At 42.9% G+C, this 12,973-nt stretch carries 13 protein-coding genes; 7 read left to right on the top strand and 6 right to left on the bottom strand.

Annotation, left to right across the window (positions count from 1 at the left end; translation table 11 throughout):
• Positions 1-40: 40 nt before the first annotated feature.
• Positions 41-439 (bottom strand): hypothetical protein, encoded by a 399-nt coding sequence (locus tag AC6R05_RS05315; RefSeq protein WP_500646770.1) that lies wholly within the window; start codon positions 437-439, stop codon positions 41-43.
• A 294-nt stretch (positions 440-733) separates the two neighbouring features.
• Here AC6R05_RS05315 and AC6R05_RS05310 point away from each other — a divergent pair, with 294 nt between their 5' ends.
• The 3 genes from AC6R05_RS05310 to AC6R05_RS05300 all read left to right on the top strand — a co-directional run bounded on the left by AC6R05_RS05310 (position 734) and on the right by AC6R05_RS05300 (position 2,672).
• Complete coding sequence (locus tag AC6R05_RS05310; protein WP_152470686.1) at positions 734-1,039, top strand: NIPSNAP family protein; 306 nt, start codon at positions 734-736, stop codon at positions 1,037-1,039.
• A gap of 49 nt (positions 1,040-1,088) precedes the next feature.
• Positions 1,089-1,595 (top strand): GNAT family N-acetyltransferase, encoded by a 507-nt coding sequence (locus AC6R05_RS05305; RefSeq protein ID WP_500646769.1) that lies wholly within the window; start codon positions 1,089-1,091, stop codon positions 1,593-1,595.
• Positions 1,596-1,727: 132 nt separating this feature from the next.
• On the top strand, positions 1,728-2,672 hold the full coding sequence (locus AC6R05_RS05300; RefSeq protein ID WP_500646768.1) for an RDD family protein: 945 nt from the start codon (positions 1,728-1,730) through the stop codon (positions 2,670-2,672).
• Positions 2,673-2,824: 152 nt separating this feature from the next.
• Here the strand turns inward: AC6R05_RS05300 and AC6R05_RS05295 are convergent, their stop codons facing one another.
• The 4 genes from AC6R05_RS05295 to AC6R05_RS05280 form a co-directional block, all read right to left on the bottom strand.
• Positions 2,825-3,157, bottom strand: coding sequence for a DUF3316 domain-containing protein (locus AC6R05_RS05295; protein WP_500646767.1), 333 nt, complete (start codon positions 3,155-3,157; stop codon positions 2,825-2,827).
• Positions 3,158-3,710: 553 nt separating this feature from the next.
• Positions 3,711-4,676, bottom strand: coding sequence for a porin (locus tag AC6R05_RS05290; RefSeq protein WP_500646766.1), 966 nt, complete (start codon positions 4,674-4,676; stop codon positions 3,711-3,713).
• 213 nt (positions 4,677-4,889) lie between these two features.
• On the bottom strand, positions 4,890-5,501 hold the full coding sequence (locus tag AC6R05_RS05285; protein WP_500646765.1) for a hypothetical protein: 612 nt from the start codon (positions 5,499-5,501) through the stop codon (positions 4,890-4,892).
• Positions 5,502-5,549: 48 nt separating this feature from the next.
• Positions 5,550-6,470, bottom strand: a complete 921-nt coding sequence (locus AC6R05_RS05280) for a LysR family transcriptional regulator (protein WP_500646764.1) — start codon at positions 6,468-6,470, stop codon at positions 5,550-5,552.
• A gap of 404 nt (positions 6,471-6,874) precedes the next feature.
• On the opposite strand from AC6R05_RS05280, the gene AC6R05_RS05275 reads away from it, so the two are divergent.
• Both AC6R05_RS05275 and AC6R05_RS05270 read left to right on the top strand, forming a co-directional pair.
• Positions 6,875-8,053, top strand: coding sequence for an efflux RND transporter periplasmic adaptor subunit (locus AC6R05_RS05275; protein WP_500646763.1), 1,179 nt, complete (start codon positions 6,875-6,877; stop codon positions 8,051-8,053).
• A gap of 12 nt (positions 8,054-8,065) precedes the next feature.
• The gene (locus AC6R05_RS05270; protein ID WP_500646762.1) at positions 8,066-11,194 is read left to right on the top strand and encodes an efflux RND transporter permease subunit; all 3,129 of its coding nucleotides are present in this window, start codon (positions 8,066-8,068) and stop codon (positions 11,192-11,194) included.
• Positions 11,195-11,298: 104 nt separating this feature from the next.
• On the opposite strand, the gene AC6R05_RS05265 is transcribed toward AC6R05_RS05270, so the two are convergent.
• Entirely contained in the window at positions 11,299-11,439 is a 141-nt protein-coding gene (locus tag AC6R05_RS05265) for a hypothetical protein (protein WP_500646761.1), read from the bottom strand.
• Between the two features lie 192 nt (positions 11,440-11,631).
• On the opposite strand from AC6R05_RS05265, the gene AC6R05_RS05260 reads away from it, so the two are divergent.
• Together AC6R05_RS05260 and AC6R05_RS05255 are read left to right on the top strand one after the other, a co-directional pair.
• Complete coding sequence (locus AC6R05_RS05260) at positions 11,632-12,555, top strand: LysR family transcriptional regulator (protein ID WP_500646760.1); 924 nt, start codon at positions 11,632-11,634, stop codon at positions 12,553-12,555.
• A 98-nt stretch (positions 12,556-12,653) separates the two neighbouring features.
• A complete protein-coding gene (locus tag AC6R05_RS05255; RefSeq protein ID WP_172974297.1) occupies positions 12,654-12,803 on the top strand; it encodes a hypothetical protein in 150 nt (49 codons plus the stop codon).
• Positions 12,804-12,973 lie beyond the last annotated feature (170 nt).

The raw sequence follows: 12,973 nt of genomic DNA, 5'->3' as shown, positions 1-12,973 counted from the left end.
AACATGAATGAGAGAGGGCGTCGTAATGACGCCCTTTGTGTTACTTAGAGACACTGAATGTGTCGTAATCGCGAAGTAAGAATAGGGCGATACAAGCTGCGAGCATTGGCCATGAAGCGAAAAACAGTAAGTTATTGAATGGATCCATATACTTACCAAAAGATGAGAACGTTGAACCTGCATGAAGGACTAAAATCGCACCATAGGTGTACTTCTTCCACATACCTGCGAGAAACGCCCCTAGAAATGCGAGTTGTGCGACACCCAGAGCCATCATCATGCCCATGGATATATCAATCCCGTAAAAGCCAGACAGCACTTTTACCGCGTGTTCAGGAACAAGGATCTTATCCAGTCCCCAAAACAGAAATACGATGAAAATGCCAATCCTCAGAAGCAGTAAACTAGTAGCCAATTTCGTTTGAAGTTTCTTTTCCATGATTTTCCTTTTGATGCACTTTACGGTGCAATGCTATGAATTACTCCCCAAAGCAGACCTACTAGTTTCGAGTTTTATTTCGAGGATTTTTGATGGTGTGTGTAACAAGGCATTTCATAGGCACATAAAGGGGGAAACTATTGCTGATGTCATGCTGATGCTGATGCTGATGCTGATGCTGTTGGGGAGTATGCGGCCGACAGTGAGCCGACATTTTTAACTCGGATTAGAGTTCTGATACCACTTGGGTTAGTCTGATCTATTCAATAAACGCAACGAAAGGACTGAATGCGTATGATCACTTGTTATGTTCGCTATGTGATAGATCCAAAGAAAGTAAAAGAGTTCGAAGAGTATGCCAAGATGTGGATACCACTGGTGGAAAAGTTTGGTGGTCAACATAATGGTTACTTTTTGCCTTCTGAAGGCGCTAACAACATCGCGCTGGCGCTATTCACTTTTGAGAGTTTGACGGCTTACGAAGATTATCGAATCAAATCTTTAAACGATCCTGAGTGTATTGAGGCATTTGCTTTTGCCGATAAGGCGGATTGCATCATCAGCTATGAACGCAGCTTCTTCCGTCCAGTTCTGAAATAACAGATATTAGACCTCATACATTCACGATTGACATAGGAATTAGACATATATGGTCACTATCGAGCGACTCACTGAAGCTCAAATTGAGTCGGTAAAGAAGGTCAAGTTAGCTGCAGAACAAGTCAAGTTTGCAGGCACAGCAGAAGAATTCTTACAAGATGGTAGTGAGACGACTCATCTACATATTATTAAGCTAGATAATGAAGTTGTCGGATTTTTTAAGTTAGATATTGCCTATGGCGAAAGTTACGAGTTCTGCCCGGAGTCAGGTCTTGGATTAAGAGCGTTCGCATTAGATAAGAATCAACAAGGTAAAGGGCTGGGTACACGTGCTGTAAAAGCTCTGTTTCCGTATCTAAAAGAACAGTATTCCTCATTTGAGTTTATCTATTTAACCGTAAACCTGAAGAACCCTGGTGCGATTGCTTGTTATGAAAAGGGTGGTTTTGAAAAGACCGATGAGCTGTATCTCGGAGGCGCTGCGGGCCCGCAACATATTATGCGTGGGTGGATACTGGCTAAGGATAAAAACACGAATAGCCTTCAACATATTTAGTAATACACACTATTTAATAGAGTATAAATTCTGCTTTAAGTCACTAATTTTAAAGACTTAGATTGACGCTTTCTGGGAGGTGTTGTTGTAATCGCAACTTTGAAATTATAAAACAGGCTTGAGTTATACAAAATGGAAATGAGTCAAGAAAGCAGGATAATCGACGGGAAACCATGGGTTTGCAACTTTGGCATACGAATCTTCGCACTTATTATCGATTCGTTAATCCTCGGTGGTGTAGGGTTCGTCCTAAGTAGTTTTTTTGAACAACATTTCATTCAACTCGGCGATCTTGCTTGGGCTGTTGGCGCGCTTGTATCTATCTCTTACTTTAGTATTTTTAACAGTTCGTTAATGGGCGGACAAACCTTAGGTAAGAATGCTACCAACATAAAGGTTGTTGATGCCAACAACAAAACACTGAGCTTTCCAAGATCATTAGCGAGATACTGTATTTTCTCAATTCCTTACTATCTTGGGAGTGTAACGGCCAGTAGTGAGATGATGCTGCCTTTTACTGATACGATTGTCTCGTTTCTGGTAATAGCTGTGTTCTTTGGGACAGTTTACCTTTATATCTTCAATAAAGTGACGCGTCAGACTTTGCATGACGTCATCGTTGGGTCATTTGTAGTTAATCTAAATAGTGCACCCGCCGTAGCCCCGACGAAAGTGTGGAAAGGACACTTAATCATTATTGTTACGTTAGCATCGTTATTGACAGTGGTTCCTGCATTTTTGTCAGAAGAGGAGACTGTGGATCGTTTAACTGTTACGCAAGAGATTTTGAATGACTTTGATGTTGTTTCATCATCTTACGTTGCGTCTGGGACACGTCATTTCAGTTCTTCAGAAACAGGCTCTAGAACTACAACTTACGTAGATGTGAGCGTAACTCTGGTAGAAGACGATGTTCTCAATGAGTCTATAGCTCAAGCAATTGCTCAGGAAGTGGTTTTTAGTTATCCAGAATCTATCGATAAGGATGTAATGAATGTGACTCTTTCCTATGGCTACGATATTGGCATTTGGTCTAATTGGAATAGCAAAACATATCGTTTTAACCCCAAGGAGTAGTAATGCTTCGTAGGACCACGTACTGCTAGTATTGGTTGTGATTTTTAGGTTCTGTCATCGAAGAAGCCGGTTAGGGCATCTTCGATAACAGGGCAATGTTATAGAAACGATGGCGTCAGTTTACTTTTAAACTGGCGCTTTTTGTTTCTGGGTTAGTCACGTTCAAACGCAGTGAAAGCGTAGTCTTGGTGTAGGCTTGCTTGATATTCACCACTTTCGATTTGTTCAACTAGTACATTTGAATCGCCTAAACGTACGTTACGCACCATGTGATGGAAATTTGTTGGTAATGTTGCTTTAAGTTCTTGGTTGCTCATCGTGTTTAATGAAGAAGCAAACTCTTCAGCAGCACTTTGCGCTTGTTCTTGAGTTGCAAAAACACCCACGTTTAGGTCGGCTTCACGCTCAATTTGAACCCAAGAAGATGAAGCGAAAGAAGCAGAAGTGAATGCTAGAGTTGCTGCAAGAGTAATAATGCGTTTCATAATGTAATCCTCAAATAATCTGTTTTCTTGAGGCGCTTTGCCTCGGTACAACGCCATTATTATGCAAAACATAAGTGTGATAAATATCACATTGTTCTTTTCACTGATGCCAAAAATACACGAATAAAAACTTGGTTTTCCATTTTTTGCCCCAAATATGGCTGAGTTTTGAACGTAGAAGGGGCGCCTTGATGTACTTTATAGATCTTATATAAGCGATGGTATGGCGAGACCGCATTGTGATAATAAAGCTACAGGTATACGCTCGTTACAACCGTAATATTTATTTACTCTCTATATGGGAGGTATAAGATTGGCGGTAATAGGAATTTAATGGATAAAAAAAGAGCAGCAATAAATTGCTGCTCGAATCTTTCGGAGTTAATAAGTAACTTTCAAAGGCAGTGGGGAAAGTCAACGAAGAAGATAATAGTTTAAATACAGTGGTTTGTCTCGATAATAAATAGCCATACATTGTGGTAATAATTGCATGAAACTGTCTTTAAATATAAAAAAGCCCACAATAAGTGGGCTTTTGACTAGCGGCTTTATATTAGAACGAGTAGCGAAGTGCCAATGCTAAAACATCATCTTCACCATCTACGTCAGTGATCTTGTATTCAGCAAGTGTTTTGAAGTTAGGAGTTAGGTTGTATTCACCACCTAGCGAGTAGTAATCAACTGTCTCTACGCCGTCTTTCTCTAGGTTGTTGTAACCGATAAGAGCGTTAAGCTCTTCAGTTACCTGGTAAGTAACGACTGCTTCAATACCTTCGTAATCAATACCGTTATCTGTACCGTCTTTTTCCCAGTTCTCGCCATCGCTGAACAGCACTGCAGCGTACAGATCTTCATAAGTGTATGAAACTGCTGCCGTTACAAGCTCAGAATCCGCACCAGCTGCAGCGCCTTCACCTTCGTTGTAGCCCAGTGCCACTTTTACGCCGAATGGCAGTGCGTAGTCTGCTGCAATGCCGTATGAAGAGGCATCAGTTGAAACTTGATCGTTTTCGCCTTGGTAGCTTACGTGTACGTTAAGAGCATCGTAAGAACCCGTTGCCTTGAATACAGAATCTGAACGGCCGGTACCGAATACATCAGCACTTACGCCTGCAGCTTCGTTACCAAACTCTGGGAAAATATCTGTGTAATCAGACACTAGTGTTACTGCACCAAATTGGCGACCGTAGCTTACAGCCCAGAATTCAGAGCCCACACCTACGTAACCTTTACGTACGTCGAACTCGTCATCGTTATTCGCATCGCTGTTAGATTTGAATTGCAGTTCGTACAAACCGAATGCGTATAGGTCATCATTGATTTGAGATTTACCGTCTAGGCCAACACGGATGTAGCTTTGGTCTCCGTCGATGTTTTTATCGCTAGAAAAGTAGTAAGCACCTTGAGCTCTGCCGTGAATATTCAGTTCAGTTTCTGAATCAGAGTAAACTTGTGCTGCATTAACTGCAGAGCCAAAGATTGCGGCACCAATCGCCAGCGAAATGATTTTCTTATCCATATTTTTAATTACCACTACATTGTGTTTGAAGTCGAAGTAATTATCTATACACATGGATTATTTAAAAGTGAGTAATTATCAATTCACTATGGTAAATAATAAGCACAAGTATTTGGAATAAACTATTCTATTTTGTTATTTTTCGAACAATTATACAAAGTGATATGTGTTCGGTTACAACAAACGAAAAGTGTTTTGCTACAATAGATGTGATTATATTTTTTCTCTCAGTAATATGATGCTAGAGAGAAGAAAAGAATAACCGAAGAATTCCAGTCCTTCTTCAACCAGTGTTTTTATATCTCTGTTGTAGCCATCCCCTAGAAACTCCATCCAGAACCCTTTATAGCCAGCAATTCGAGAAAATATAAGGAACATAAAAACACCGATTATCCAAACAAGGAAACTATCGGTTGCTGTAAATCGTTTCGCTGCAACAATTACGCTTTTTCGGTGAGAGAACATTTGATAGGCAATTGTTGCCACTATGGCACCAGCGGGAACCTTCCAAAAGCCATGAAATAGGAACAGCTCAAATACTTGGTCAAGTTCTCTCGACACAAGTAGTAGCATGAGCAGAGCATGAATTTTCAATATCGATGAAAAGGTACGACTTTCTTGGGCTTTAATGTAACTAATTAGCGAGGTACCTAATAGGATAGCAACTTGGCTGATCTCAAGTACAGAGCTCTCTTTGGTGTGAGAGTCAAAGTGAATACTAATGTAAGCAACGACTAGTGTGAGTAAGAAGCTATGTAAAATAATGAATGTATCAAAGACGCGGTCGCTGCGTCGCTCGTCATAAATTGGGCTGATGTATTGCATTGCGTAAATCCAGAAAGTGGTAGAACGATAGAGTAAACGAGAGTCTTGTTATAAGTAGGTTTCCCAAATTGGCGTTGTACCAATTTCACTCTGTATTGAGTCGATAAACAGTTTTGCCAAAGGTTGTTGATTGCGATGTGAGTACATAGCGAAGATATCGCTGTGAGTTGATAGTTGGTACTCAGGCAGAAGTTGTACAAGCCCTTGTATTTCTATGTCTTCCTGTAGCATGAATTGTCCAATAACTGCATAACCAAGGCCGTCCTTTACCGCGTCCATGATCAGATCAGTTTCGTTTACCTTATATTTAGCATTCATGTTGAATGTTTTGATTTCACCTGGTTGCTCGTCATCGACAATTCTGATCTTGTCTGATAGGAAAGATTCACTTGAATACACGACCGCTGGTAGCTTTATCAATTCTTCTGGGGTTTGTGGATTGCCGTGTCTTGCTAAGAAATCTTCTGAAGCAATGATGGCCAGCTTATTGGTCGCTAGCTTGCGGACAATCATATTGGATTCGCGAATCGGACCGATGCGGAATACAACGTCGTAACCTTCACTGATCACGTCAACTTTGTGATCAGACAGTAAAACTTCGACAGTAATGTGGGGGTACTTGTGCATGAAGCTTTTGACGGCCTTTTTAAGGTATGTACGGCCAAAAAACGACGAGCTTGAGATCTTCAAATGACCACGGGGCTCAGCGTGAAAAGTGTCTGCTAGCTTTTTGGTCTCAGTCAGCAGCTCACGTACTTTTTTCGCCTGTTGGACCATCTCTTCGCCAGCATTGGTGAGTGATAGCGATCGGGTAGAGCGGTTGAGTAGTCTTAACCCTAGGCTGTCCTCTAGTTTTTTTATCTGTTTAGACAGTGCGGAACGGTCAATGTGGTTCCTATCGGCCGCCTTTGCAAAGGTGCCGTGTTCAGATACGTCGAGCAGTAATTCCAGTTGAGTCGCTAAGTCCATGCTCACACTCCTAGTCATATTTTTGTAATTAGATGTGATGGAGAACGCATTTTACAAAACCTATTCGCAAAAATTATGGTTTTATTGGCACTTCACTAGTGTGTTTTATGCACCAATGCTGGGCTTATTCGATAACTTTGCCGATAGACCTTGAAAGTGTGCAAGGAGTACACAAATGCCCCCCTAGTTAGACGTAATGGTTATTTTGTAGATGAAAATACAATAACGGTAATAGCTTGCTGGTGAATAGGCTGAAAAGGGCATTGAAGCCGTTAGACCGTGGCCGAGCGATTGAGCCGGTATCTCAATCGTGCAAATTGGGCATTACTAAATGTCTGAATTGGGGATTTTTCCGCATCACCGCATCTTCTTAGAATAGCCGCCGCAAATAGGTGAGGTTATTTATGTATAAAAAGATGATTGCTGCTAGCGTGTTGTTAGCAGTGCTTAATGGATGCAGTGATGAAGAGGCTCAGACCTTAGCACCGCTAAAAGTTCTTCCTGAGCTCGATATTGCGCAAGTGGCGCAAGAGCCCGTGCAGCAGTGGTTCACTTACACCACACGCTTAGAAGCGCCGAAAGAGGTGGCTTTGATGCCACGAGTGTCGGGAATGATCGAGACGATTGAGTTTCAGGATGGTCAACGAGTAGAAAAAGGCGATCTGTTAGTGACACTCGATGCTCGCCCTTTTGCCGCTCGTGTTGAACAGCTCAAAGCTGAGCAGGCGAGTGCATTAGCTGCGCTTTCCCAAGCAAAGAGCGAACGTAAGCGTGCGGATGAGCTGATTAAACGTAAAGCCATATCTGCAGAGCAGGCTGAAACGCGTTCGACAGCGGTGAAGCAACGTGCTGCGGAGTTATCAGCGATTGTGGCTCAATTGAAATCAGCTCAATTAGACTTAGATTTCACGCGTATCTATGCGCCTATCAGTGGCACTATTTCTCATGCATTTATCACTGAAGGCAATAACGTTAATGCCAACCAAAGTGTTCTTACGGACATTGTTTCTAATGGAGAGGTGTATGCGTACTTTAATGTGGATGAGCGTACTTGGAACCGATACTTTTCTGAAACGACCGTAGAGTCTGCATTACCAGCTCGTCTTACTCTTTCTGGACAGGCAAATAAATCGGTAACTGGTCGAGTTGATTTCGTTGATAACGCCATTGATGTTAATACAGGGACATTAACGGTGCGCGCTGTTTTCGATTCGAACAAACATCCTCTGTTAGTGGGTTCATTCGGCCGAGTGCAAATCACAACCAGTGATGAGCAAGATGTTTTATTGGTTCCAGAGCGTGCAATAGGTACAGACCTAGAAAATCGTTTTGTTCTCACTATGAATGAGGCGAATGTCTTGGAGTACCGACCTATCGAGTTGGGCGAGCGTTACGGTAAGTATCGAGCGGTTATTAATGGCTTAGAGAGCAGTGATTACATCGCGGTAAATGGTCCCGCAAAGGTTGGGCCAAACACTGAAATTACTCCACGCCCTGTGAATCTTGACCTTTCAAGTACGCCATTGACATTGGCGAAGCTAGAAACGCAAGGGCAAAATGCCTCTTCGGTTCAAGGTCAATAGGAGTCGAGAAGTATGAAATTTGCACACTTCTTTATTCAGAGACCCATTTTCGCATCCATGCTTTCTCTACTCATTCTTATTGCTGGTAGTATCTCTCTGTTTCAATTGCCGGTTAGTGAGTACCCAGAGGTAGTTCCTCCAACTGTGGTAGTAACTGCCAACTATCCAGGTGCTAACCCGAAAGTGATTGCCGAAACCGTTGCTACACCTCTAGAGCAAGAGATCACAGGGACTGAGAACATGCTGTACATGTTTTCTCAAGCAACGAGTGACGGCCGCATGACGCTAACGGTGACTTTTGCGCTCGGGACTGACTTGGATAAGGCTCAAGTACAAGTACAAAACCGCGTCAACAGTGCGCTTCCGCGTCTACCGCAAGCAGTTCAACGTCTGGGTGTTATTGCAGAGAAAGCCTCACCTGATTTAACCATGGTCGTTCATATCTATTCTCCAGATGAGAGCAGAGAGATAAGTTACTTGTCCAACTACACAAACCTCTACATCAAAGATGAAGTGGCAAGACTAGGTGGGGTGGGTGACGTTCAGCTCTTCGGTGGCGGTGAGTACTCGATGCGTCTTTGGTTGAACCCGGATGAGCTTGCGTCTCGCAACCTAACCGCAATGGACGTGGTCAATGCTGTACGAGCACAAAACCAGCAAGTTGCAGCCGGTTCGTTGGGGGCGCAACCTGCAAGTATCGATAATCAGTTTCAGATTCTTTTGAATGTAAAAGGTCGTTTGGCAGACCTTGATGAGTTTCGCGATATTGTTGTCAGCGTTGGTGAAAACGGCGGGATAACGCGTCTTCGCGATGTCGCAGAGGTCGAGTTAGGCCAGAATACCTACGCGTTGAGAGCGATGTTAAATGGCAAGCCAGCAGTCGCGATGCCGATTTTCCAGCGACCGGGTTCTAATGCGATTCAGCTTTCTGACGATGTTCGCTCTGTTATGGCTCGTCTGTCTGAGAATTTTCCACAGGGTGTCTCTTATGAGATCGCGTATGACCCGACCGTTTTTGTACGAGAGTCTATTGATGCGGTAATTCATACGTTGTTGGAAGCGATCGTTCTTGTTGTGATCGTGGTGATACTGTTCCTGCAAACATGGCGAGCATCGATCATACCGATTATTGCGGTACCAGTATCTTTGGTCGGAACATTTGCCGTTATGCAGTGGTTAGTCGTCTCTATCAATACCTTGTCTCTGTTTGGCTTAGTGCTTGCGATCGGTATCGTTGTCGATGATGCTATTGTAGTGGTTGAGAACGTTGAGCGTAATATTCATAACGGTCTTTCCCCATTGGACGCAACAAAGCAAGCCATGTCCGAAGTAACGGGTCCGATTATTGCGATCGCTTTGGTTCTATGCGCTGTATTTGTACCAACGACGTTTATTACAGGTTTGTCTGGCCAGTTTTACAAACAGTTCGCACTGACGATCACGATTTCGACCATCATCTCAGCGTTTAACTCTCTGACGTTGTCACCTGCGCTTTCTGCACTTCTGCTTAAAGAGAAAGGGGCCAAACCAGATTGGTTGACGCGTGTATTGGATGCAATCTTTGGCCGTTTTCTGTTCGCGCCGTTCAATAGACTGTTTGATGCAAGTTCAAATCAATATCAGAACTTAGTTAAAAAACTGATTCGAATGAGCGCGATTGTTGTTGTGATCTACTTTGGTTTACTCGGTAGCACTGCAGCCTTGTTTAATGCTGTGCCGGGAGGCTTCATTCCGCAACAAGATAAGCAATACTTAGTTGCGATTGCTCAGTTGCCTGATGCGGCGAGCTTAGACAGAACAGATGCAGTCATTCGTGAAATGGAACAAATGGCGCTCGAAACACCTGGGGTGGCTCAGACGATCTCTTTCCCTGGGCTTTCAGTGAACGGTTTCACTAACAGCCCTAACAGCGGTATTGTTTTTGTTACTTTGGAGTCGTTTGATAAGCGTACAACGCCAGAGCTTTACGCGAATGGTATTGTTGCTGAGCTAAATAAGCGTTTTTCTGTCATCGATGAGGCGTTTGTTGGGATCTTCCCACCACCACCAATTCAGGGATTGGGCTCTACGGGTGGATTTAAACTGCAAATCGAGGACCGTTCAAATAAAGGATTCGAAGAGCTGTTCAATCAACTGAACCAAGTGATTATGGAAGCACGTGCTCGCCCTGAACTTATGGGCTTGTACTCAACCTTCAGGATTCAAGTTCCGCAAATGGAGATCAACATTGATCGTGAGCAGGCTATGTTGCAAGGCATTCCACTTGAGCAAGTGTTTGATGCTTTGCAGGTGTACCTTGGTTCTTTATATGTCAATGATTTCAATATGTTTGGTCGTACTTACCAGGTTAACGCGCAAGCGGACGCGAATTTTAGGGTCGACCCGAGCCAGATTTTGAAATATGAAGTGAGAAACGCTCGTGGTGACATGGTGCCGTTAGGAGCTGTACTGGAAGTCGTCCCATCGATTGGTCCTGATCGAGTGATGCATTACAACGGATACCCTAGCGCAGAGCTCAACGGTAGCCCAGCATTTGGTTACAGCTCTGATCAGGCCCAAAGTGCGATTGAAGAAGTTCTGGCGCAAACTCTATCGGAAGGTATGGTCTATGAATGGACAGAGGTGACGTACCAGCAGATCATTGCGGGAAATACCATGGTCTATATTTTCCCATTGGTTGTGCTACTGGTATTTATGGTTCTGGCATCTCAGTATGAGAGCTTAACGCTACCATTCTCAATCATTTTGATTGTCCCAATGACTATCTTATCGGCGTTAGCTGGGGTTTGGTATGTAGGGGGAGACAACAACATCTTCACTCAAATCGCCTTGATTGTATTGGTGGCATTGGCAAGTAAGAACGCGATCTTAATGGTTGAGTTCGCAAAAGAACTTAAAGATCAGGGACAAAGTCCACTAGATGCGATTTTAGAGGCGTGCCGATTGCGTTTACGTCCAATCTTAATGACTTCTATTGCTTTCACAGCGGGCGTTATTCCATTGATGCTTGCAACCGGTGCTGGTGCAGAAATGCGTCAAGCGATGGGAACCGCAGTGTTCTATGGCATGCTAGGCGTAACCGTATTTGGGTTATTACTCACGCCAGTGTTTTACATGTTGGTGAATAGAAAGAGCAGCTAAGCACGAGCCTAGTTGAAACGAAAATCAAACCTTAAACAAAAAGCCCCTAACGTTTGTCGTAAGGGGCTTTGCTTTTGATATCTGTTGGCCGTTGAATAAAGGGGCTACCTTTCTCGGTAAAGCATATCATTGATCGTTTGCTGCGCTAGCTCGCTGACTCTATTGAGGTTTTTCTGTTTGTCTCGTTCTAATTTGGCTTGCTGGCGTTCTTTTTTCTGGTCTTGTTTGGGTTTAGTAGACTGCATTCAACCCTCCTTGCGTATTCAACGTTTTCGTTGCAATGCATAAAACTTGACCAATCGTCTCACGACTTGGGCTTGAAGATTAGCCACATAGTACTTATTACTGTATTAGGCTTTGCCTAATAATTTTATAAATTCAAGTGATGCTTCATGTGCGGTAACATCGTGTACAAAGTGTCGAAATTGGACAAAATAATGGATTTAGCAACACGATTAGAACTGCTTCTTGAAGTCTCTAAAGCTGGCTCTTTTGCCAAAGCGGCAGATAGGCTCAACGTTGATCGTTCTGTTTTATCAAAGCAGGTTAAACAACTAGAAGAGCACTTAGGTGTTAGGTTGATCAATCGAACAACACGTTCACTTTCGTTGACTCATGTAGGAAAACAGATCGTAGAACAAGCAGTGAAAGTGAGTGAATTGCTTGAAGAGACGGAAAAGATAGCGGCGTGTTTCTATAAAGAACCTATTGGTAACCTTCGCATCTCGAGTACCACACTGTTTGGCCGTCGGTTTTTACAAAAAGCGGTTGAGGAGTTTCTCACTCGTTACCCAAGAGCGTCGATTGAATTGATATTAGATGATAGTCGTGTTGATTTGGTGGGCGAGGGGTTTGATATTGTTTTCCGTATTGGCCCAATGAGAGATTCATCGATGATTGCTAAGAAGCTTGCTGAAAACAAAACAGCGATAGTTGCCTCAGAAGCGTTTATTGCTAAACATGGAATGCCGCGCTGTCCTGAAGAGCTAACTATGTTACCAAGTATTATGTATTCCCATGGTGGCTTTGTGCTAGACAAGGTGCAGTTCTATCCGGAGGATAACACCGGAGAGCTTGAAACTTATGCACTGAAAGGTAACTATCGAGTGAATGAACCCGAGTTGATTGTTGAAAGTGTAAAAGCTTCACTTGGGTTTGCTCAAATAGGCCAGTTTATGCTGAGTGAAGGGTTAGCTGAGCAAGGCTTAGTACAACTGTTGCCAGAACGCGAAATCCCATCTTTTGGTGATATCTACGCAATGTACACTCATCGAAAGCAGTCGCCGCTTGTTTTGGCTTTTATTGAGATTGTTCAAGAGATCATCGGCACACCACCAAGTTGGGAAAAGCACTTTGCTTGAAGAGCACGAGCAAACATGCAATTTTCTTTATGATAGCTATTGACCTCAAGTTAACTTGAGGTCTTGTTCTCTCTTTAAACATACAAGGAGAGAATGTTATGCAGAATGATTATATCAAAGCCCTAGCGGTCAAAACCTACCAAGAAGAACGTACACGAGAGTACGTCATATCTAAGAAACGTCCATTCCATCCATCGAGCTTTACGTTTGGGTTTATCGTTGCACTGATGTTTGTTCAGCTATTCTAGTTCTAAAGTTAAACCGATTGATATTGGGTAAATGTACTTACATATCAATTTGTTAGTGGTTGGAGTTGAATTAACACTAAGAAAGTTATATAACGCTCGTAAATTTATAAATGTTATTAATTGCATATCATTAATCATTTCGTGGGTACTTTAGAAGTACAGTTCAAATC

The sequence above is a fragment of the Vibrio sp. R11-SG3-ISO9 genome, assembly GCF_059834255.1.
This window is presented reverse-complemented; position numbering and strand designations above follow the sequence as displayed.

Excerpts from the sequence above, each read along its gene's own strand:
- AC6R05_RS05275 (WP_500646763.1), top strand. The coding sequence starts at position 6,875 with ATGTATAAAAAGATGATTGCTGCTAGCGTGTTGTTAGCAGTGCTTAAT.
- AC6R05_RS05270 (WP_500646762.1), top strand. The coding sequence starts at position 8,066 with ATGAAATTTGCACACTTCTTTATTCAGAGACCCATTTTCGCATCCATG.
- AC6R05_RS05255 (WP_172974297.1), top strand. The coding sequence starts at position 12,654 with ATGCAGAATGATTATATCAAAGCCCTAGCGGTCAAAACCTACCAAGAA.
- AC6R05_RS05300 (WP_500646768.1), top strand. The coding sequence starts at position 1,728 with ATGGAAATGAGTCAAGAAAGCAGGATAATCGACGGGAAACCATGGGTT.
- AC6R05_RS05305 (WP_500646769.1), top strand. The coding sequence starts at position 1,089 with ATGGTCACTATCGAGCGACTCACTGAAGCTCAAATTGAGTCGGTAAAG.
- AC6R05_RS05285 (WP_500646765.1), bottom strand. The coding sequence starts at position 5,501 with ATGCAATACATCAGCCCAATTTATGACGAGCGACGCAGCGACCGCGTC.
- AC6R05_RS05260 (WP_500646760.1), top strand. The coding sequence starts at position 11,632 with ATGGATTTAGCAACACGATTAGAACTGCTTCTTGAAGTCTCTAAAGCT.
- AC6R05_RS05280 (WP_500646764.1), bottom strand. The coding sequence starts at position 6,470 with ATGGACTTAGCGACTCAACTGGAATTACTGCTCGACGTATCTGAACAC.
- AC6R05_RS05295 (WP_500646767.1), bottom strand. The coding sequence starts at position 3,157 with ATGAAACGCATTATTACTCTTGCAGCAACTCTAGCATTCACTTCTGCT.
- AC6R05_RS05310 (WP_152470686.1), top strand. The coding sequence starts at position 734 with ATGATCACTTGTTATGTTCGCTATGTGATAGATCCAAAGAAAGTAAAA.
- AC6R05_RS05265 (WP_500646761.1), bottom strand. The coding sequence starts at position 11,439 with ATGCAGTCTACTAAACCCAAACAAGACCAGAAAAAAGAACGCCAGCAA.
- AC6R05_RS05315 (WP_500646770.1), bottom strand. The coding sequence starts at position 439 with ATGGAAAAGAAACTTCAAACGAAATTGGCTACTAGTTTACTGCTTCTG.
- AC6R05_RS05290 (WP_500646766.1), bottom strand. The coding sequence starts at position 4,676 with ATGGATAAGAAAATCATTTCGCTGGCGATTGGTGCCGCAATCTTTGGC.